This is a genomic window from Novosphingobium capsulatum NBRC 12533 (genome assembly GCF_001598375.1).
GTDB lineage: Bacteria > Pseudomonadota > Alphaproteobacteria > Sphingomonadales > Sphingomonadaceae > Novosphingobium > Novosphingobium capsulatum.
Window position 1 is genome coordinate 95,382 of the sequence record NZ_BCYV01000006.1, and the last position, 17,980, is coordinate 113,361.

The 17,980-nt window shown below is 66.4% G+C and carries 19 protein-coding genes; 8 read left to right on the forward strand and 11 right to left on the reverse strand.

All coding sequences use genetic code 11. The features are described 5' to 3' along the window. Positions 1 to 26: 26 nt before the first annotated feature. Positions 27 to 506 (forward strand): free L-methionine (R)-S-oxide reductase MsrC, encoded by a 480-nt coding sequence (locus SCA01S_RS04100; RefSeq protein WP_062783217.1) that lies wholly within the window; start codon positions 27 to 29, stop codon positions 504 to 506. Here the strand turns inward: SCA01S_RS04100 and SCA01S_RS04105 are convergent. From SCA01S_RS04105 to SCA01S_RS04130, 6 genes are all read right to left on the reverse strand, one after another. Further along, positions 503 to 1,462 (reverse strand): ParB/RepB/Spo0J family partition protein, encoded by a 960-nt coding sequence (locus SCA01S_RS04105; protein ID WP_062783219.1) that lies wholly within the window; start codon positions 1,460 to 1,462, stop codon positions 503 to 505. The two genes, SCA01S_RS04100 and SCA01S_RS04105, sit on opposite strands and share 4 nt — an antisense overlap. Next, a complete protein-coding gene (locus SCA01S_RS04110; protein ID WP_022676455.1) occupies positions 1,459 to 2,235 on the reverse strand; it encodes a ParA family protein in 777 nt (258 codons plus the stop codon). The genes SCA01S_RS04105 and SCA01S_RS04110 overlap by 4 nt, the downstream gene beginning before the upstream one ends. Then, positions 2,232 to 2,930 (reverse strand): 16S rRNA (guanine(527)-N(7))-methyltransferase RsmG, encoded by a 699-nt coding sequence (rsmG, locus tag SCA01S_RS04115; RefSeq protein WP_062783222.1) that lies wholly within the window; start codon positions 2,928 to 2,930, stop codon positions 2,232 to 2,234. Before rsmG ends, SCA01S_RS04110 begins: the two co-directional genes overlap by 4 nt. Further along, complete coding sequence (mnmG, locus tag SCA01S_RS04120; RefSeq protein ID WP_062783225.1) at positions 2,927 to 4,780, reverse strand: tRNA uridine-5-carboxymethylaminomethyl(34) synthesis enzyme MnmG; 1,854 nt, start codon at positions 4,778 to 4,780, stop codon at positions 2,927 to 2,929. The genes rsmG and mnmG overlap by 4 nt, the downstream gene beginning before the upstream one ends. Before the next feature lie 97 nt (positions 4,781 to 4,877). After that, entirely contained in the window at positions 4,878 to 6,188 is a 1,311-nt protein-coding gene (gene mnmE, locus SCA01S_RS04125) for a tRNA uridine-5-carboxymethylaminomethyl(34) synthesis GTPase MnmE (RefSeq protein ID WP_062783227.1), read from the reverse strand. Positions 6,189 to 6,238: 50 nt separating this feature from the next. Beyond that, positions 6,239 to 6,508: a DUF6489 family protein gene (locus SCA01S_RS04130; RefSeq protein WP_022676459.1), complete on the reverse strand. Its 270-nt coding sequence runs from the start codon at positions 6,506 to 6,508 to the stop codon at positions 6,239 to 6,241. Positions 6,509 to 6,728: 220 nt separating this feature from the next. On the opposite strand from SCA01S_RS04130, the gene SCA01S_RS04135 reads away from it, so the two are divergent. Beyond that, positions 6,729 to 7,115 (forward strand): nuclear transport factor 2 family protein, encoded by a 387-nt coding sequence (locus SCA01S_RS04135; protein WP_022676460.1) that lies wholly within the window; start codon positions 6,729 to 6,731, stop codon positions 7,113 to 7,115. A 192-nt stretch (positions 7,116 to 7,307) separates the two neighbouring features. Here SCA01S_RS04135 and rho read toward each other — a convergent pair whose 3' ends face one another. Next, positions 7,308 to 8,564, reverse strand: a complete 1,257-nt coding sequence (gene rho / locus SCA01S_RS04140) for a transcription termination factor Rho (protein WP_022676461.1) — start codon at positions 8,562 to 8,564, stop codon at positions 7,308 to 7,310. 215 nt (positions 8,565 to 8,779) lie between these two features. Then, complete coding sequence (locus SCA01S_RS04145) at positions 8,780 to 9,223, reverse strand: CopD family protein (protein ID WP_022676462.1); 444 nt, start codon at positions 9,221 to 9,223, stop codon at positions 8,780 to 8,782. A gap of 197 nt (positions 9,224 to 9,420) precedes the next feature. Here SCA01S_RS04145 and SCA01S_RS04150 point away from each other — a divergent pair, with 197 nt between their 5' ends. Together SCA01S_RS04150 and SCA01S_RS04155 are read left to right on the forward strand one after the other, a co-directional pair. Then, a complete protein-coding gene (locus SCA01S_RS04150) occupies positions 9,421 to 9,825 on the forward strand; it encodes a hypothetical protein (protein ID WP_062783230.1) in 405 nt (134 codons plus the stop codon). Between the two features lie 78 nt (positions 9,826 to 9,903). After that, positions 9,904 to 10,869 carry a hypothetical protein gene (locus tag SCA01S_RS04155; protein WP_062783233.1) on the forward strand — a complete coding sequence of 322 codons (966 nt, stop codon included), beginning with the start codon at positions 9,904 to 9,906 and terminating at the stop codon, positions 10,867 to 10,869. A 45-nt stretch (positions 10,870 to 10,914) separates the two neighbouring features. On the opposite strand, the gene SCA01S_RS04160 is transcribed toward SCA01S_RS04155, so the two are convergent. The 3 genes from SCA01S_RS04160 to hemE all read right to left on the reverse strand — a co-directional run bounded on the left by SCA01S_RS04160 (position 10,915) and on the right by hemE (position 14,672). Next, complete coding sequence (locus tag SCA01S_RS04160; RefSeq protein ID WP_062783235.1) at positions 10,915 to 13,077, reverse strand: S9 family peptidase; 2,163 nt, start codon at positions 13,075 to 13,077, stop codon at positions 10,915 to 10,917. Between the two features lie 72 nt (positions 13,078 to 13,149). Continuing rightward, the gene (locus SCA01S_RS04165) at positions 13,150 to 13,647 is read right to left on the reverse strand and encodes a TlpA family protein disulfide reductase (RefSeq protein ID WP_245652436.1); all 498 of its coding nucleotides are present in this window, start codon (positions 13,645 to 13,647) and stop codon (positions 13,150 to 13,152) included. Next, positions 13,644 to 14,672: a uroporphyrinogen decarboxylase gene (gene hemE, locus SCA01S_RS04170; RefSeq protein WP_054131659.1), complete on the reverse strand. Its 1,029-nt coding sequence runs from the start codon at positions 14,670 to 14,672 to the stop codon at positions 13,644 to 13,646. Before hemE ends, SCA01S_RS04165 begins: the two co-directional genes overlap by 4 nt. A 366-nt stretch (positions 14,673 to 15,038) precedes the next feature. Between hemE and SCA01S_RS04175 the strand changes: the two genes are divergently transcribed. Genes SCA01S_RS04175 through coaE form a run of 4 tightly spaced genes read left to right on the forward strand, consistent with a single transcriptional unit; the run spans position 15,039 to position 17,939 of the window. Beyond that, complete coding sequence (locus tag SCA01S_RS04175) at positions 15,039 to 15,881, forward strand: pyruvate, water dikinase regulatory protein (protein ID WP_062783240.1); 843 nt, start codon at positions 15,039 to 15,041, stop codon at positions 15,879 to 15,881. Continuing rightward, positions 15,878 to 16,462: a nucleoside triphosphate pyrophosphatase gene (locus SCA01S_RS04180; RefSeq protein ID WP_062783243.1), complete on the forward strand. Its 585-nt coding sequence runs from the start codon at positions 15,878 to 15,880 to the stop codon at positions 16,460 to 16,462. Before SCA01S_RS04175 ends, SCA01S_RS04180 begins: the two co-directional genes overlap by 4 nt. Further along, the gene (locus tag SCA01S_RS04185) at positions 16,459 to 17,337 is read left to right on the forward strand and encodes a shikimate dehydrogenase family protein (protein ID WP_062783245.1); all 879 of its coding nucleotides are present in this window, start codon (positions 16,459 to 16,461) and stop codon (positions 17,335 to 17,337) included. The genes SCA01S_RS04180 and SCA01S_RS04185 overlap by 4 nt, the downstream gene beginning before the upstream one ends. Continuing rightward, a complete protein-coding gene (gene coaE / locus SCA01S_RS04190; RefSeq protein WP_062783248.1) occupies positions 17,334 to 17,939 on the forward strand; it encodes a dephospho-CoA kinase in 606 nt (201 codons plus the stop codon). The genes SCA01S_RS04185 and coaE overlap by 4 nt, the downstream gene beginning before the upstream one ends. Positions 17,940 to 17,980: the final 41 nt, after the last annotated feature.

The window sequence follows — 17,980 nt, forward strand, 5'->3', positions numbered from 1 at the left end:
CGGGAAATGCGCTAAGCCCCACCGCCATGTACGATTTTCAATTCGATAGCGCTGACAAGCCCACCCTCTATGCCGATCTCGTCGCGGCCGCGCGCGGGCTGATCCATGGCGAAAGCGATGGCGTGGCCAACATGGCCAATGTCGCCGCGCTGCTGGCGCTGGCCCTGCCCGATTGCAACTGGACCGGGTTCTATCGCCTGATCGGCGATACCCTGGTGCTCGGCCCGTTTGCCGGCAAGCCGGCCTGCATCCGCATTCCACTGGGTAAGGGCGTGTGTGGCACCGCCGCGGCTACTGGCGAAACGCAGCTGGTGCGCGATGTCCACGCCTTCCCCGGCCATATCGCCTGCGACGCGGCCAGCGCCTCTGAACTGGTCGTGCCGATCAAGCGCGACGGCGTGGTGATCGCGGTGATCGACCTCGACAGCCCGACCGTGGCGCGGTTTGACGAGGAGGACGCGCGTGGGATTGAGGCACTGGCGGCCGTGCTGGCCGGCGCGATTTAAATCGCGCCGCCAGTCAGCCGCTGGCAGATCAGGTCAAGCTGGTCGAGCGTCTTGTAGCGGATCACGACATTGCCGGTGCGTGGATCGGCATCGGCATTGATCGTCACCTTGAGGCCGAGGAATTCCTCCACATGGGCCTGCACGGCGGCGATATCGGCGCTGTCTGACGGATCGCGTTCGGCACGGGCACGGCGCGGGCCACTTTCCGGCTTGGTCGCGCGCTTGGCCATGCGCTCGGCATCGCGCACCGAAAGGCCCTTGGCGATAATTTCCTGCGCCAGCGGCAGCGGATCGGGCACGACCGCCAAGGCACGGGCATGGCCCATCGACAGGTCGTCGCGCTGGACCATGTCCAGCACTTCCTCAGGCAGCGAGAGCAGCCGCATGAGATTGGCGACATGGCTGCGCGACTTGTCAACAAAGCGGGCGATTTCCTGCTGGGTCAGCCCGTCGTTGTCGGACAGGCGCTGATAGGCGCGGGCCTCTTCCACGGGGTTGAGATCTTCGCGCTGCAGGTTTTCGATCAGCGCCAGCGCGGTGACCTCGCGCTCGTCTAGCTGGCGGACGATAGCGGGGATTTCGTGCACGCGGGCGCGCTGCGCCGCACGCCAGCGGCGTTCGCCCGCCACCAGCTGATAGCGGCCACCAGCCATGGGGCGCACGATCACCGGCTGAATCACACCGCGCGCGGCGATCGACTGGGCCAGTTCGTCCAGCGCCTCTTCATCGAAATGGCGGCGCGGCTGATCGGGGTGCGGCTCGATCTCGGCCACCGACAGCAGCGCGACGCCGGTGGTGGCCCGCGCCGGGGCTGCGGCCGCAGGCGTGCCACCGGTTGCGGCGGACGCCGGACGGACCAGCGATTCCTCGCGCCGGGTCTCGCCCAGCAAGGCGCCCAGCCCCCGGCCCAATGCGGCGCGCTTTACCGGTGCCTTGACGCCGTCTTCGCCGCTCATGCCGCCTTCCTCCGTTCCGGCAGGCGCCCGATCAGCTCGCGCGCCAGTTTCATGTAGGCCTGCGATCCCGAGCAGGCATGGTCATAGATCAGCGCCGGCAGCCCGTGGCTGGGCGCCTCGGACAGGCGCACGTTGCGCGGAATCACCGATTCGAACACGAGATCGCGCAGGCACGATCGCACATCGTCGGCCACCTGGTCTGTCAACCGGTTGCGGCGATCGTACATGGTCAGCACGATGCCCAGGATGCCCAGATCGGGATTGAAGCGTTCCTGCACCCGCTCCACCGTCTGCAAAAGCTGGCTAAGCCCTTCCAGCGCAAAGAATTCGCACTGCAGCGGAACCATCAGGCTATCGGCTGCGGCCATGGCATTGAGGGTCAGCAGGCCCAGGCTGGGCGGGCAATCGATCAGGCAGATTTCGTGCGTCGTGTCACGGTGCAGTGCAGCACGCAGACGGCCGGTGCGATCATCCACGCTGACCAGCTCCACCTCGGCGCCTGACAGGTCCACCGTGGCGGGGATGATATCGAGGCCGGGAATGCGGGTGGGAACGGCGCATTCCGCCACCCCTGCCCCGTCGATCAGCATGTCATAGGAAGACCGCTCGCGATCGGCGGCGTTGAGGCCGATCCCGGTGGAGGCATTGCCTTGCGGGTCAAGGTCAACCAGCAGCACTTTCCAGCCAGTAGCGGCAAGTGCGGTCGCGATATTGATAGCGGTGGTGGTCTTGCCCACGCCGCCCTTCTGATTCGCAATGGCGATGGTGATCATCGACGGGAGCCTCGTTGGGAAGCCGGACCCGGCTGGCGGGCAGGCTTCGGGGGATGGCCACCCAGCAAGCGACCGGCGATCACGCCAGCGGCGGGATCGGTCAGCGATTGTTCCACGTGAAACACATGGCGCCAGGTTTCAGGCAGTATAGCCACTTCTTGCCCTGCCTTCGCCCCTTTTGGCAGCAACCACAGCGTTTCCGGTGTGGAAAAACGCGAAGAAATCGTCAGCAACTTGTCAAGCGGCGCAAAAGCGCGTGCGGAAAGTACCGCATAGGTCTGATCGGGCAAGTCTTCGACGCGTGAAAGCACGACGTTGACGTGCGACAGCCCAAGCTCCGCCGTCGCGCGCGCCAGCCAGTCGGTGCGCAGCCGGCGCGAATCGACCAGCGTCACCGGTCGCTGCGGTTGCAGGGTAGCGATCACCAGGCCGGGAAACCCGGCCCCGGTGCCCAGATCGAGCCATGCGCCGTCGGGCAATGTTTCACGTGGAACAGTCAGCAGCTGAGCGCTGTCGACGATGTGACGCTGCCACACCATGGGAATGGTGCCGCGCGCGATCAGGTTCTGCCGCTCGTTCTCCGCCACCAGCAGTTCAACCAACCGGTCCAGGCGCGCCATGGTGGCGTCATCGGTGCCCAGTGTCTGGTGCAGCCAGTCCTGGGCCTGCGCCTCGCTCTCGATCATGGCGGTCATGCTGCCACCATCCGGCGACGGGCATGGACGAGCAGGCTGGCCAGCGCGGCCGGGGTGATCCCCGCCAGACGGCCGGCGGCTGCCAGCGTTTCGGGCCGGGCGGCACTCAGGCGTTCGACCATTTCGGCGGAAAGCCCGGGCACGCGGTCATAGGGAAAATCCTCGCCCAGCGGCACGGTCTCGTTGGCGCGCAGGTCACGCAGCTCCGCTTCCTGCCGCGCGAGATAGGGCGCATAGGCAGCGTCTTCTTCCACTTCCTCGACCAGCAAGGCGTCGTCGGGCATGGCATTGGCAAGCCAAGGTGCCAACCCGGCCAGCGTCACTTCGGGGAAGCGCAACCATTCCATCAGGCTGCGCCGCGCACCATCGGCGCGAACCGCCAGGCCGGCGCGTGCCATCTCGCTCGGGGTGGTTTCCTGGGCCAGTCCCTCTTCCAGCCTGGCCCGCGCGTCGAGCCGCCGTTCGAACCAGGCGCGGCGCTCATCACCGACACAGCCCGCCGCAATCGCCAAGGGCGTCAGCCGCGTGGTGGCGTTGTTGGCGCGCAGGCGCAGGCGATATTCGGCCCGCGCGGTAAGCATGCGATAGGGCTCGCTCACCCCGTGCAGCGTCAGGTCATCGATCATCACCGCCATATAGCTCGATCCACGATCGAGCGCTGCGGGCGCGGTGCCCAGCACGGCGGCAGCGGCGTGCATGCCCGCGACCAGTCCCTGCGCAGCGGCCTCTTCATAGCCGGTGGTGCCGTTGATCTGCCCGGCGCAATAGAGGCCAGGCATGGCGCGCACTTCCAGGCTGGGGCGCAGCGCACGCGGATCGATATGATCGTACTCCACAGCATAGCCGGGCACGACGATAGCAACCTGCTCCAACCCTTCCATCGAGCGCATCATCGCCAGTTGCACATCAGCGGGCAACGAGGTGGAGAGGCCGTTGGGATAGACCAAGTGATCGTCCAGGCCTTCGGGTTCGAGGAAGACCTGGTGGCTGTCGCGATCGGCAAAGCGGTGAATCTTGTCCTCGATCGACGGGCAATAGCGCGGGCCACGCGCGCCGATCGCGCCGGTGAACAGCGGCGAGCGATCGAGGCCACCGCGAATGATATCGTGGGTCTGCGCATTGGTGCGGCTGATCCCGCAGAAGATCTGCGGCAGCGGACGTGACTGGCTGAGCGGCGACATCGTCCATGGATCGGCATCGCTGTGCTGCTCTTCCAACCGCGCCCAATCGATGGTGCGGCCATCCAGGCGCGGCGGTGTGCCGGTCTTGAGCCGGGCCATCGGCAGGGCGGCATCGCGCAGCTGGGCCGCCAGACGATGGGCGGCGTCTTCGCCGATGCGGCCACCTTCCATCCGCTCTTCGCCACGGAACAGGCGCGCGCCCAGGAACGTGCCGGTGCACAGCACCACGGCCGATCCCTCCAAAATGGATCCATCGGCGAGGTCGATGCCGACTACGCGGCCACCGGCCAGGCGCAGCGCGGCTGCTTCGCCCGGAACGACGGTGAGACCGGCTTGGCTGTTCACCACCGCCTGGACCGCCGCCTTGAACCGCTTGCGATCAGCCTGGACACGCGGCCCCTGCACCGCACTGCCTTTCGAGCGGTTGAGCATGCGGTAATGAATAGCGCCAGCATCGGCCGCCCGCGCGATGACGCCATCAAAGGCGTCAACCTCGCGCACGAGGTGTCCCTTGCCCAAGCCGCCGATCGCCGGGTTGCAGCTCATCGCGCCAATCTTTTCGGGATCGAAGCTGACCAGCGCGGTGCGCGCACCCATGCGCGCCGCCACGCAGGCCGCCTCGACGCCCGCATGGCCGCCGCCGACCACAATGATGTCGAAGGAATGCATGCCCTCTGCCCTATCGCTCTGCGCGCCTTGGGTCAAACTTGTGTTTCACGTGAAACATGCGGAGGGGAGATTTGCGCCGCGTGAAAAACCCGTTCGCCTATTTGCCGATGCAGAAGCGACCGAACAGCGCATCGAGCATGTCTTCGGTGCCAGCACGGCCCGTCAACCCATCCAGCGCGCGGCGGGCCAGGCGCAAGTGCTCGGCCGCCAGCAGCGGGTCGAACTCCAGCGTCGCTGCCGCAAGGTTGTTGTGCACCTGCGAAAGAAGTGCATGCTGGCGGGCATTGAGCGCCGCCTCACCCGGCCCTGGCAAGCTAGCCCGGGCATGGCTGACGAGATCGCGACGCAAGGCATCGAGCCCTTCGCCGGTATGAACTGAGAGACGATGGCGGGGCGCAGCCTTGGCCGGGGCGGCCGGATCGTCGGCACGCGCAGCCAGTTCCCACAGCGGCACGGTAGCGTCAGCCGGCCCTTCCCCCTCAGGGCCGAGCCAGAGGATCAGGTCGGCCCGCGCAGCCTCGGCGCGTGCACGGGCAATACCGATCCGCTCGATCTCGCCGGCACCCTCGTCACGCAGCCCGGCGGTATCGGCAAAGGTGAAAGGCACACCATCGATTGCCACGCTGCGCGTCAGAACATCGCGCGTGGTGCCGGGCTCCGCCGCAGTGATGGCGGCCTCTGCCTCGACCAGCGCGTTGAACAGCGTGGACTTTCCGGCATTGGGCGGGCCGGCCAGCACCACGCGAAACCCTTCGCGCAACGGCTCTGCACGTGGGCGGTCTAGCCACGCGGCCACCTGCGCCGCCTGCGTTGCGGCCTGATCGGCAAAGCCTGGCGGCAGCAAGGCCACGCCTTCGCCAACGTCATCCTCATCGGAAAAGTCGAGCAGTGCCTCAAGCTGGGCAGAAAGCATCAAGACACCCTGGCGCCAATCCTCGACCTGACGGGACAGCGCGCCATCGGCCATCGCCAGAGCACTGCGCCGCTGCAATTCGGTTTCGGCATTGAGCAGATCGGCGAGACCTTCGGCCTCGTTGAGATCGATGCGGCCATTGAGGAACGCACGGCGGGTGAACTCCCCCGCCTCGGCCGCGCGAAGGCCAGGCAAACGAGCGAGCGCGGCAAGCACGGCCTGAACCACGGCGCGGCCACCATGAAGATGGAGTTCGGCGCTGTCTTCGCCCGTGGCGGTATGCGGACCGGGCAACCACAACACCATCGTGGCATCGAGCAAGGCGCCATCGGCAGGATCGACCAGCCGGCGAAACGTGGCGCGGCGCGGCATAGGCAAGCTGCCTGCCAAGGCTGCCAGGGCCATGCCAGCGGCCGGCCCACTGATCCGCACCACGGCAATGCCGGCCGGCGGCGCTCCGGAACTGAGGGCAAAGATCGTCGGGTTGTCGCTCATGCTGCGCCGCTTATCACGCGGCGGGCCCAGTGCCTACATCTCGGCGGTGCCTACTTCTTGTCGCCGCCCATGCCGGCCTTGAAGCCAGCCATGGCCGCCCCGGCGCCCTGCTCCATGAACTGCTGGAACAGCTTGAGGCCGATTTCGCCCATCGGCGCCAGTTGCTTGGCATAGCCCTGGAGTTGGTCCACGCTGCTTACGCCCTGCATCGCCTTGGCCACGGCATCGACATAGACGTCATTGGCTTTGGAAACGTCTGGCAGGCCGAGAAAGCGGCGGGCCTCTTCCGGGCTGCATTCGATCTCGACATTCACTTTCATGGCCTGCTCCCAGGAATTTGTCGTGGCTTGCGGCACGGAAGGTGTCACAGTCGGCCAGGCACGCCAAGCCCATGATCGACCGAAACGGTATCGCGACCGATCAACCGCTGCAGGCTTGCCCATGCCGCGTTGCGCCGGATCAATGCGCCCGGCCACGCGTTGTTTCACGTGGAACATGCCGGGTGCCGGCAGTCGCGCGCCCTTGGCTGGGAGACGTATCATGCAGCTTGGATTGGCCGCCTGGCACCGCGCCATGCTTGCGGGATGCCCCGAAGACCTGCTCACCGAACTCCTGGCTGACGATGCCGTGTTTCACTCGCCGGTGCTGCACACCCCGCAGGTGGGCCGCGAGGCGGTGGCACTGCACCTGTCGGCCGCCTGCCGCATCCTGGCCTTGGGACGCTTTGCCTATGTGCGCGAACTGGCCGATGGCCCGGAAGCGGCGCTGGAGTTCGAGGCGACGCTCGATGGTGTGGCGGTGAACGGCGTGCACCTGCTGCGCTTCGATCTGGAAGGGCGGATCGTCGATGCCAAAGTGATGGTGCGTCCGTTTGCTGCGGCAGACCTGCTGTGGCGCAAGATGGCCGAGGCGCTGGAAGACGGGTGAATGATCGGGGCGTTTGTGCCAGCGCCCTTTGACAGGCTCAGGGCGAACGGAGGGCTGGGACCGTCCATACGGCTGTTTCCGTTCGGGCTGAGCCTGTCGAAGCCCTCACCCCATCACCAGGCTGGACGCAAAAAGGGGTGGAAGGCATGGCTGCCTCCCACCCCTTTTTTGCGCAGCAAACCCTTGGCGGGATTACTGGTTCATCGTGGCGAAGAAGTCTTCGTTGGTCTTGGAATCCTTCATCTTGTCGAGCAGGAATTCCATCGCGTCGACCGTGCCCATCTGCATGAGGATGCGGCGCAGCACCCACATCTTGCTGAGCTGGTCGCGCGGCACCAGGAGTTCTTCCTTGCGCGTGCCGCTCTTGCCCACGTCGAGCGCGGGGAAGATGCGCTTATCGGCGACCTTGCGGTCGAGCACGATTTCCGAGTTGCCGGTGCCCTTGAACTCTTCAAAGATCACTTCGTCCATGCGGCTGCCGGTGTCGATCAGCGCGGTGGCGATGATCGAGAGCGAGCCACCTTCCTCGATGTTGCGCGCCGCGCCGAAGAAGCGCTTGGGGCGCTGCAGAGCGTTGGCGTCAACACCGCCGGTCAGCACCTTGCCCGACGAGGGAACGACGGTGTTATAGGCGCGGCCAAGACGCGTGATCGAGTCGAGCAGGATCACCACGTCGCGCTTGTGTTCGACCAGGCGCTTGGCCTTTTCGATGACCATTTCGGCAACCTGCACGTGGCGCGTGGCCGGTTCGTCGAAGGTGGAGGAGATGACCTCGCCCTTCACCGAGCGCTGCATGTCGGTCACTTCTTCGGGGCGTTCGTCGACCAGCAGGACCAGCAGGAACACTTCCGGGTGGTTGTCGGTGATCGCCTTGGCCATGTTCTGCAGCAGCACGGTCTTGCCGGTGCGCGGCGGCGCCACGATCAGCGCGCGCTGGCCCTTGCCCTGTGGGCTGACCAGGTCGATCACGCGGGCAGACTTGTCCTTGACCGTGGGATCGAGCGTATCGAGCTTGAGGCGCTCGTTGGGATAAAGCGGCGTGAGGTTGTCGAAGTTGACGCGGTGGCGCACGGCCTCCGGCTCGTCAAAGTTCACCTTCATCAGGCGGGTGATGGCGAAATAGCGCTCGCCATCCTTGGGCGCGCGGATTTCGCCTTCCACGGTATCACCCGTGCGCAGGCCCCATTTGCGGACCTGGTTGGGCGAGACATAGATGTCGTCCGGGCCGGCGAGATAGTTCGCTTCCGGGCTGCGCAGGAAGCCGAAGCCGTCGGGCAGAACCTCGATCGTGCCGATGCCGAGGATTTCCTCGCCGTCTTCGGCCACTTCCTTGAGGATGGCGAACATCAGATCCTGGCGGCGCATCGTGCTGGCGCCTTCCACGCCCAGCTCTTCGGCCATTTCGACCAGCTCGGCGGGGGTTTTCTTCTTGAGTTCTTTCAGATGCATTGCGTGTGTTCCGTCAGCGGAAATAGGCTGGAAAAATGGCCGGCGGGCCGATGGGCTTGGAGAAAGCAGGCCGTGAGCGCGCCAGTGCGCGCCCGGGTATGTGCCGGTCGAGATGTGCGTTATGACGGGAAAAGCCCGGCGTCAATTGAGGATTGGTGAAGGGTGCGGGGCTTGCGGCCAGCGCTGGGCCTGGCCGCCGCCATGTACGCCGTCGCTCAGAACGGCTTGATGATCACCAGGATGACGATGATCGCGCCGAGCACGCCGGGCACTTCATTGAGCAGGCGCAGCTGCTTGCCGGTGAGGCGGCGTTCGCCCCGCGCCAAGGCGCGATGATAGCGGGCGAGCCAGATGTGATAGCCGGTCAGCGCCACCACCAGCAGCAGCTTGGCATGGAGCCAACCCTGGGTGAACCAGCCGCCCGAAATCGCCATGGCCAGGCCCAGGATCCACACCACCGCCACGCTGGGCGCCATGATGATCTTCATGAGCTTGCGCTCGCGATCGGTCCACACCGCGTTTTCGGGGGAATTGACCGGCGTTTCCTGGTGATAGACGAACAGGCGGGGCAGCATGAACAGCCCGGCCATCCAGAAGATCACGAAGATGACGTGGCCAGCCTTGAGCCAGAGATAGAGCATCGAGAGCACCTGGAGCATGAGGGTCTTCTAGCGTTGCGCGAGGGGGACGGGAACGGGCCTTTCGACGGGCAACGTGCGGCACGCCGAACGGCTCCACAGCATCTCGGCCTTTAAGGCGATGATTGCAAGAACCTTGCCCGCTCGGGTAGGAGGGGGCCAAGCAGGCGAGCCAATGAGGGGGACGCCACGTGTTGCAGGCAGGCCGCCGATTGCTGATGCACCATCCGCGCCTGGGTCTGATGATCCTGGCGCTGGTGCTGGGCCTGCGCGTGCTGATCCCGCCGGGGATGATGCCGGTGCCCAACGGCGCGCGCGGCATCGTGGTGGCGCTGTGTGATGGCAGCGGCCCACTTGGCGCTGACGTGAGCAAAGCGAGCCGGCGCACGATCACCCTGCCAACCAGCCATCCCGCCAAGACTGACGGCACGGCCAATCCCGGCCCTTGCGCATTCGGCGTGCTGGCCAATGCCATGATCGGTGGGGGAGAAGCCCCTGCCCTGCCCCTGGCGCCCCCGCTGATTGCGCCCATTACGCCGGCGCTGGTGGCGGCCCTGATGCTGGCGGCGATTGCCCGCACGCGACCACCGGCGCGTGCGCCACCGCAAGGCGCCTTCGGCTAAGCCAAGCACACCGAGCATTTTTGTTTTTCCGGCCCGCGCTGCATCGGTGGCGGGGCCGCCTGTCGGGATATCCGATCCATGCCACGCCTGTTTTCGCGCGCCCTTGCGGCTGCGCCCTTTGCCCTTGCGCTGTCGTCCACCCCAGCGCTGGCCTGTGCCAGCTGCGGCTGCACGTTCACGTCTGACTGGCTCAACCAGGGGCTGGTCACCCAGCCCGGCCAGGCCGCCACGCTGCGGGTGGATTATGTGCCGCAAAGCCAGTTGCGCACCGGCACCAGCAAGGTCGATACCAGCCAGCTGACCATTCCCAACGATCGCGAGATCGAACGCTGGACCGACAATGTCTATCTCACCGCCAGCTATGACCGGCAGTTTGCCAGCGACTGGGGCATCAACGTGGCCGTGCCGCTGATCATCCGCCCCCATGCGACGATTGCCGAAGATACCGATGCAGAAAGCCGGTCACGCACCCATGGCCTGGGCGATATCCGGGTGACGGCGCGCTGGCAGGGCCTGTCGACGCCCAGCGGCGTGACCGGGCTGCAGTTCGGGCTGATCCTGCCCACCGGCGGCTTTCACCAGACGTTCCGCAGCGGCCCGGCACAGGGCGAGGAAGTGGATCGCGGCTTGCAGCCGGGCACCGGCACCACGCAGGCGGTGATCGGCGCCTATCACTATCGCCGGTTAGGCCGGGATTGGGCGCTGATGGTGCAGGCCCAGGCGCAGATCGCGCTCAATGCGCGGCAGGACTATCGCCCCGGCACGATCGGTGAAGCATCGCTGGCGGTGCAGTGGATGGGCCTGGGCCGCGTGGTGCCGCAGTTGCAGATCAACGCGCGGATCAATGGGCAGGACAGCGGCCTGAATGCCGACGTCGAAAACAGCGGGGGCGAACAGGTCTATTTTGCCCCGGGCCTTAGCATGCCGCTGGCGGCGCGGGTTTCCGCCTTCGCCCACGTCCAGCTGCCGCTGTATCAGCGCGTGGTCGGCTGGCAGCTGGCACCCCGCGTGAACCTGGCGGCGGGGCTTACCGCGCGGTTCTGAACGGTTTTCCGGTGGCGCCCATCTGGCGCCACCGGGACACCGGGATCACTGCGCCGGCTTGAGCCAGCGGGCCATCCAGCCAAAGATGGTCTGGTGCCATTGCAGCGAGTTCTTGGCCTTGAGCACCCAATGGTTTTCATCGGGGAAAACCAAGAGTTCGGACGGGATGCCGCGCCGTTGCAGCGCGGCAAAGCTGGCGAGGCCCTGGGTATAGGGAATGCGGAAGTCGTTCTCGCTGGTGATCACCAGCATCGGCGTCTTCCACTGCGCCACGTGGTTGACCGGGTTCCACTTTTCAAAGGCTTCGGGAGCCTCGTAATAGGGGTGCCCGCCGTGTTCCCATTCGTCGAACCACAGCTCGTCGGTTTCATAGGCCATGGCGCGCGCATCGAACACGCCATCGTGCTGGATGATGCACTTGAAGCCATCGGGCCACTGCCCCTCGATCCAGTTCATCATGTAGCCGCCATAGCTGCCCCCGGCCGCACAGGCATTGCCGGGATCGACCGCGCCATCCTTGGCCGCGGCCGCCACCATGCCCAGCTTGAGGTCTTGCAGCGGCTTGCCGCCCCAATCCTGGTTGATGCTGTCGGTAAAGGCCTGGCCGTACCCGGTCGATCCGTGAAAATCGATGGTGATAGCGGCATAGCCCTGCGCTGCCCACAGGCGCGGGTTCCAGCGGGTGGACCAGCCATCGCTGAACGAGCCCTGCGGCCCGCCATGGACAAGCAGCACGGTCGGCAGCTTGCCCACCGCACCCGCCGGCTTGAGGATCTGGCCCCACACCGTATCGCCGTTGGCCCCCGCAAAAGAGAACCGCTCCACCGCCACCGAGGCCATGCTGGCCAGCGCCGTAGTGCCCAGATCAGTCAGCCGCGTGGCCTGCTGGCCCGGCTTGCCCAGATAGAGTTCGGGCACGGCATCGATGGCATCGCGCTTGAGCAGGAACGCCCCGCCCTTGAGCATGGCGATCTGCGAAACGTGGCCTTCGCGGCCCTTCTGGAACGCCAGGCGCGTGGGCTTGCCCGTAGCGAGATCGACGCGGAACGCGGGCGTATCGAGCAGGTCCTGCGCCGTGACGATCAAGGCCTTGCTGTCGGGCGTGAAGGCCAACGAGCCGGCGGAGCGATCCCAGCCCTGGGTCAACGCGCGGCTCTGCCCGGTCTTGAGGTCCATCAGTTGGATCACCAGGCGATCGGCCTCGTACCCCGGGCGCGCCATCGCCGCCCAGGCCAGCCAGCGGCCATCGGGCGATACCGCCGGGGTGGTATCGGTGCCACGGTTGCTGGCCGTCAGGTTGCGCGGCGCGCTGCCATCGACAGGTGCCCACCACAGATCGAGATTGGTCGAGCGCGGCTCGTCACGATCGGCCTGGCGCGCGGCATAGATCACCGCGCTGGAATCCGCGCTCCACGTCAGTTCGCTGCCATCGCCGAACGGTTTGCTGGGTGCGTCGCCGACCAGGCCGCCCTTGGCTGGATCACCATCGAGCGCATGACCGGATGCCGGATCGACCTGCCCGGCCTTGAGCGCGAAGGCAAAGATGCGGCTGTGGATGCCCGGCGTTTCCCAGGTGTCCCAATGGCGCACGAAGCCGGCACCATCGCGATAGAGCCGCCCGCTGCCCGGGCCGGGCAGGCCGGTATTGCCGTCGCCATGGGGCAGATCGGCGCAACCGCCAAACGTGGCACAGGCGCGGGCGATATCGCCCCATACCGCCAGCCGTGTGCCATCAGGCGAAAGCTTGAACCCGGCCACCTCGGCGGCAAGGTCGGTGACCTTGATCGGGCCGCCGGCACTGCCATCGGCGCCGGGCAGGACCGACCAGACCTGCGCGGTCTTGCCATCCTTGTCAGACAGGAACCACAGCCGCCCATCGGGGGCAAAGGCGGGATCGCTGATGCTGCCCTGCCAGGCCAGCTTGACCGGCGTGGCGCCCTTGCCACCCAGCGGTAGCAGCCACAGCGCAGTGCTGCGCTTGTAGCTGTGCGGATCGGTGGTGGTGACGGTGTAGGCCGCCAGGCGCCCATCGGGCGACACGGCAAAACTGCCCAGACGCGGCAGCGTGACGAGATCCTGCGCGGTCATCGCCGGTGCGGCGGCGGCCGATGCGGATGCCACGGCCGGAGCGGGCGTCGCTGCCAGGGCGAGAGGGGCCGCGCCAAGGGCCAGCGCGGCAAGCGAAAGCGTGTGGGTGAGCTTGTTCATGGGCCGCATGGGTACCCTGCCCCCGGCCCAGCGCAAGAGGGAACGATGCAGCAGGCGCCTCAGCTGGCCGCGCTAGCCCGCCAGCGCCTTGGCCAGCGCCTGGTCGAACCGCGCGGCATCGAGCGGCCCAAAACGCGCCACGATCGTGCCATCGCGCCCATAGATGCGGGTTTCGGGCAAGGCAGTGGGCAGATCGCGCGGCCGCACATGGGTATCGGTGGCGCGGATCAGCGGAAAGTGCACGCCCATGCCCGCCGCCAGGATGCGGCTGCGGCTGGCGGCGGTATCGAGCGCGATGCCGACCATGCGCAGGCCTTGGCCGCTGCCGCCCTGGGCGTGATATCGCTGCCACGTGGCATCGAGGATGGGCATGTCATGCCGGCACGGCGCGCACCAGGTGGCCCAGAAATGCACCACCACCACGTCATGCGCAGCCGGATTGATGGCAAATGGCGTGCCATCCAGCGTCGTGGTGGCCAAAGGTGGCAAGCGATCGGGCGCGGCCTGTGCCGTGGCTGCGCCACCCAGCGCAGCCACCGCCAAGGCAAGCACCAGCGCTCCCCGTTTCACGGGCGCTGCCAGCCTCGGACCGTGGCCAGCAGCTGCTCGACATGGGCGATCGGGGTGAACTGGCCGATGCCGTGGCCCAGGTTGAACACATGCGGACGATCGGCAAAGGCATCGAGCACGCGCCGGGCCTGGCGGTCCAGCTCGGCCCCGCCGGCCAGCAGCAGCAGTGGATCAAGATTGCCCTGCACCGGCATGCCCGCCGGCAATTCGCGCGCGGCCCACAGCGGATCGATGGTTTCATCCACGCCCACCGCATTGACCCCGGTTTCGCGGGCATAGGCGGCCAGCTTTTCGCCCGCGCCCTTGGGAAAACCGATCACCGGGACATGGGGATAGCGTGCCTGGATCGCCGCGGCGATACGGGCATTGGGCGCGATCACCCAGCGTTCGAATTCGGCGGGTGCCAGGCTGCCGGCCCAGCTGTCGAACAGCTGCAGGCCTTCGGCGCCGGCCTCGACCTGGCCAGCGAGGTATTCGATCGTCACCTCGACGATGGCATCGATGATCGCCTGGAACGCCTGCGGATCGCGATAGGCATAGCTGCGCGTCTCGTGATGATCGCGGCTGCCCTCGCCCGCCACCATGTAGGTCGCCACGGTCCACGGACTGCCAGCAAAGCCCAGCAGGGTGGTCTGTGGGCCCAAGGCCGCCTTGACCCTGCCCACGGTAGCGTAGATCGGCGCAAGACGCTCTGGCACGGCCTGGAGGGCACTGAGCGCGGTATCCACCAGCCGGGGAGCAAGACGCGGTCCCTCGCCCGCCGTGAAAGTCAGATCCTGGCCCATGGCATAGGGCACGATCAGGATGTCGGAAAACAGGATGGCCCCGTCAAACCCGAAGCGGCGGATCGGCTGCAGCGTGATCTCGGCGGCAGCCTCGGTATCATAGACCAGTTCCAGGAACCCGCCCTTTTCGGCCCGCAAGGCGCGATATTCCGGCAGGTAGCGCCCCGCCTGGCGCATCAGCCAGATCGGCCGGCGGGAAAGGTTCTGGCCACTGAGCGTTTCGAGAATGGGACCGGGCATCGTTCTTGTTTTTCCAATCCAATCAAAAAAATAGAATCTTATTAAATGGGATGATGAAGGTAGTTGGCCCTGTGGAAATCGGGGATAGCCAAGCTCTGCCCGATTTGTCCCGGATGCTCCACAAAATTCGCGTGGCGCGAATCCCGATGACTCCCGATGCAAGACAAACTTGTGCCCGTTACCCACAGGCTGTGGGAAAGGCTGTCCCCATGGGGATGAAAGGGCCCGTGGATGACTCGCTTCGGGGGTGAAATCGGGGGCGAAACTTGTCGCCAGTTTCATCCCGTGGTTTATCCTAGCGCTTTCCACAGGGTTACCCCGGCGGCCCTGCAACGCGGTGCGCCGGCTTGTTCACAAAGGGTTCCCATGCCGCGTCTGCACCTTCACCTGCTGTCCGACTCAACAGGTGAAACCCTTGAAATGATTGCCAAAGCGGCCCTTGCCCAGTTCGAAGATGCCGATGTTGTGCGGCATTTTTGGCCGATGGTCCGTTCGCAGCAGCATCTTGACCGCATTCTGGGTGAAATTTCCGCTAACCCTGGCCTGGTGCTGTTTACGCTGGTCAACACCGAAACGCGCGATCGGCTGGAACAACGCTGCGCCACGCTGGGCCTGCCCTGCGTGGCTGCGCTCGATGCCGTGACCAATGCGCTGGAACAGCAATTGGGCCAGGAAGCGCAGGGCCGGCCGGGCCGCCAGCACATGATGGACGAGGCCTATTTCCAGCGCGTCGATGCCATCCAGTTCACCATCGCGCACGACGATGGCGTCGGCTGGGAAAACTGGGAAGAGGCCGATATCCTGCTCGCCGGGGTCTCGCGCAGTTCCAAGACGCCCACCTCGATCTATCTTGCCAATCGCGGCTACAAGGTGGCGAATATCCCGATCGTGGTGGAAAGCCCGCCGCCGCCCACGCTCTATACCGTGCGGCGGCCGCTGATCGTGGGGCTGACGACCAGCCCCGAACGCCTGATCGCGGTGCGCCGCAACCGCCTGCTCTCGCTCAACCAGGCGCCCGAGACCGCCTATGTCGACAGCGAGCACGTGGCGCGCGAGGTGCAATATGCGCGGCGGATGTTTGCCGACAATGGCTGGCCAGTGATTGACGTTTCGCGCCGATCCATCGAGGAGACGGCCGCAGCGGTGATCACGCTCTACAACGAGCGCAAGGTCGCCGGGGACGCCAATCCGGGAATGAAGGCTCTATGATCGTACTTGCTTCGCAAAGCGCCTCGCGCAAGGCCATGCTCGATGCTGCTGGCGTGCCCTATGAAGCGCGCAGTTCCGATGTGGATGAAGGCGAGATCAAGCGCGAGCTGATCGGCGTGCCGGGCTGCCAGGTGGCGCAGATCCTGGCCGAGGCCAAGGCGATGCCGGTGTCTGCCGCCATGCCGGGCCGGCTGGTGCTGGGCGGGGATTCGCTGGTGGAGGTGTGCGGCCGCTCGTTCGACAAGCCGCAAAGCCGCGAGCAGGCGGCCGAACACCTGCGGTTCTTTTCCGGGCAGACCATGCAGTTGCACAGCGCGGCCGTGCTGATGCGCGATGGCCAGGTGACCTGGCGCCATTGCGAGACGGCCAGGCTCAAGGTTCGCCGGCTTTCCGACAGCTTTATCGACAGCTATCTCCACAAGGAATGGCCGGCGGTTTCGGGCTGCGTGGGCGTGTTTCGGATCGAGGCGCTGGGCGTGCAGCTGTTCGAAAGCATCGAGGGCAGCCACTTCACCGTGCTGGGCATGCCGCTGCTGGCGCTGCTCGCCGCGCTGCGCACTGCCGGGGAACTGCCGGAATGAGCGAGGCGCTACTCCCCTATGCCGAGGTAATCGGCGATCCGATTGCGCAGTCCAAAAGTCCGGTAATCCATGGCTATTGGCTGGAACAGTTGGGCCTGGCCGGTGCGTATCGCCGCGCCCACGTGCGCAGCGATGGCCTGGCCGATTACCTCACCACCCGTCGCGCCGATCCCGCCTGGCGCGGCTGCAACGTGACCATGCCGCACAAGCAGGCGGTGATCCCGCTGCTCGACCGGCTCGATCCGCTGGCCGCGCGGATCGGCGCGGTGAACACCATCGTGCCCGAACAGGGCGCGCTGGTGGGCTATAACACCGATGCTCCCGGGTTCATGGAGCCGCTGGCCCCCTGGCTGGCCGACGCCCACCTGTTGCGCATGGCGCGGGTGATGGGCACCGGTGGCGCGGCGCGGGCGATCGTCGCGGCGCTGTCCGATGCCGGGTTCCTGATCGTGCTGGCTGGGCGCGATCCGGCCAAGGCGCGGGCGCTGCTCGATGAACTGGCGCGCGGCAGCGATCATCATGCGGTCGATATCGCGCATTTTGCCGATCCCACCGATTTCGCGTTCGATGATCGCCAGGGGCTGTTCGATCTGGTGGTCAATGCCTCGCTGCTGGGCATGACGGGGCAGCCGGCCCTGGCCTATGACCTGTCGCACACGCCGCCGGGCGCGGTGTTCTATGACATCGTCACCAGCCCGCTGGAAACCGACCTGCTGGCGCGGGCCAGGGGCGCCGGCCATGACACGGTCGATGGCCTGGCCATGCTGATCGGCCAGGCCGACCATGCGTTCCGCCACTTCTTTGGCGCGGTGCCGCCGCGCGGGGATGCCGATGCGGAACTGCGCCGCCGCCTGCTGACGCCCGTTCCGGCATGAGCCGGCCTTTCGTGCTCGGGCTGACCGGCTCGATCGGCATGGGCAAGTCTGCCGTGGCGCAGATGATGCGCGAGGCAGGCGTCCCGGTGTTCGATGCCGATGCGCAGGTGCACCGCTTGCAGGGGCCAGGCGGAGCGCTGCTTCCCGCGATCGAGGCGGCCTTTCCCGGCACCACCGGCCCCAACGGCGTCGACCGGGGCAAGCTGGGCGCGTTGGTGTTTGGCGATCCCGCCGCGCTCGCCCGGCTGGAGCGAATCGTCCATCCCGCGGTTGCCGCGGCGCGCGAGTCGTTCCTGATCGAGCATGCCGGGGAGCGCCTGGTGGTGTTCGATATCCCACTATTGTTTGAAAAGGGCCATGGCGCCGGGCTCGATGCCGTGGCGGTGGTTTCTGCTCCGGCGGCGGTGCAGCGGGCGCGGGTGCTGGCGCGGTCGGGCATGACGGCGGAAAAATTCGCGCAAATCCTGGCACTTCAGGTGCCCGACGCGGAAAAGCGTGCGCGCGCCGATCATATCATCGACACTGGACTTCCGCTCGACGAGACCCGGGCCATGGTTAACGATCTGATCGGCCAGCTTGGGGAAAAAAACCCGTCGGCTTGATCGCCGCGCCCCTTGCCAGCCCCGGCCGGCAGGTTCACATA

Coding starts and splice junctions, on each gene's coding strand:
- SCA01S_RS04100 (WP_062783217.1), top strand. CDS start 27: ATGTACGATTTTCAATTCGATAGCGCTGACAAGCCCACCCTCTATGCC.
- SCA01S_RS04105 (WP_062783219.1), bottom strand. CDS start 1,462: ATGAGCGGCGAAGACGGCGTCAAGGCACCGGTAAAGCGCGCCGCATTG.
- SCA01S_RS04110 (WP_022676455.1), bottom strand. CDS start 2,235: ATGATCACCATCGCCATTGCGAATCAGAAGGGCGGCGTGGGCAAGACC.
- rsmG (WP_062783222.1), bottom strand. CDS start 2,930: ATGACCGCCATGATCGAGAGCGAGGCGCAGGCCCAGGACTGGCTGCAC.
- mnmG (WP_062783225.1), bottom strand. CDS start 4,780: ATGCATTCCTTCGACATCATTGTGGTCGGCGGCGGCCATGCGGGCGTC.
- mnmE (WP_062783227.1), bottom strand. CDS start 6,188: ATGAGCGACAACCCGACGATCTTTGCCCTCAGTTCCGGAGCGCCGCCG.
- SCA01S_RS04130 (WP_022676459.1), bottom strand. CDS start 6,508: ATGAAAGTGAATGTCGAGATCGAATGCAGCCCGGAAGAGGCCCGCCGC.
- SCA01S_RS04135 (WP_022676460.1), top strand. CDS start 6,729: ATGCAGCTTGGATTGGCCGCCTGGCACCGCGCCATGCTTGCGGGATGC.
- rho (WP_022676461.1), bottom strand. CDS start 8,564: ATGCATCTGAAAGAACTCAAGAAGAAAACCCCCGCCGAGCTGGTCGAA.
- SCA01S_RS04145 (WP_022676462.1), bottom strand. CDS start 9,223: ATGCTCCAGGTGCTCTCGATGCTCTATCTCTGGCTCAAGGCTGGCCAC.
- SCA01S_RS04150 (WP_062783230.1), top strand. CDS start 9,421: ATGCACCATCCGCGCCTGGGTCTGATGATCCTGGCGCTGGTGCTGGGC.
- SCA01S_RS04155 (WP_062783233.1), top strand. CDS start 9,904: ATGCCACGCCTGTTTTCGCGCGCCCTTGCGGCTGCGCCCTTTGCCCTT.
- SCA01S_RS04160 (WP_062783235.1), bottom strand. CDS start 13,077: ATGAACAAGCTCACCCACACGCTTTCGCTTGCCGCGCTGGCCCTTGGC.
- hemE (WP_054131659.1), bottom strand. CDS start 14,672: ATGCCCGGTCCCATTCTCGAAACGCTCAGTGGCCAGAACCTTTCCCGC.
- SCA01S_RS04175 (WP_062783240.1), top strand. CDS start 15,039: ATGCCGCGTCTGCACCTTCACCTGCTGTCCGACTCAACAGGTGAAACC.
- SCA01S_RS04180 (WP_062783243.1), top strand. CDS start 15,878: ATGATCGTACTTGCTTCGCAAAGCGCCTCGCGCAAGGCCATGCTCGAT.
- SCA01S_RS04185 (WP_062783245.1), top strand. CDS start 16,459: ATGAGCGAGGCGCTACTCCCCTATGCCGAGGTAATCGGCGATCCGATT.
- coaE (WP_062783248.1), top strand. CDS start 17,334: ATGAGCCGGCCTTTCGTGCTCGGGCTGACCGGCTCGATCGGCATGGGC.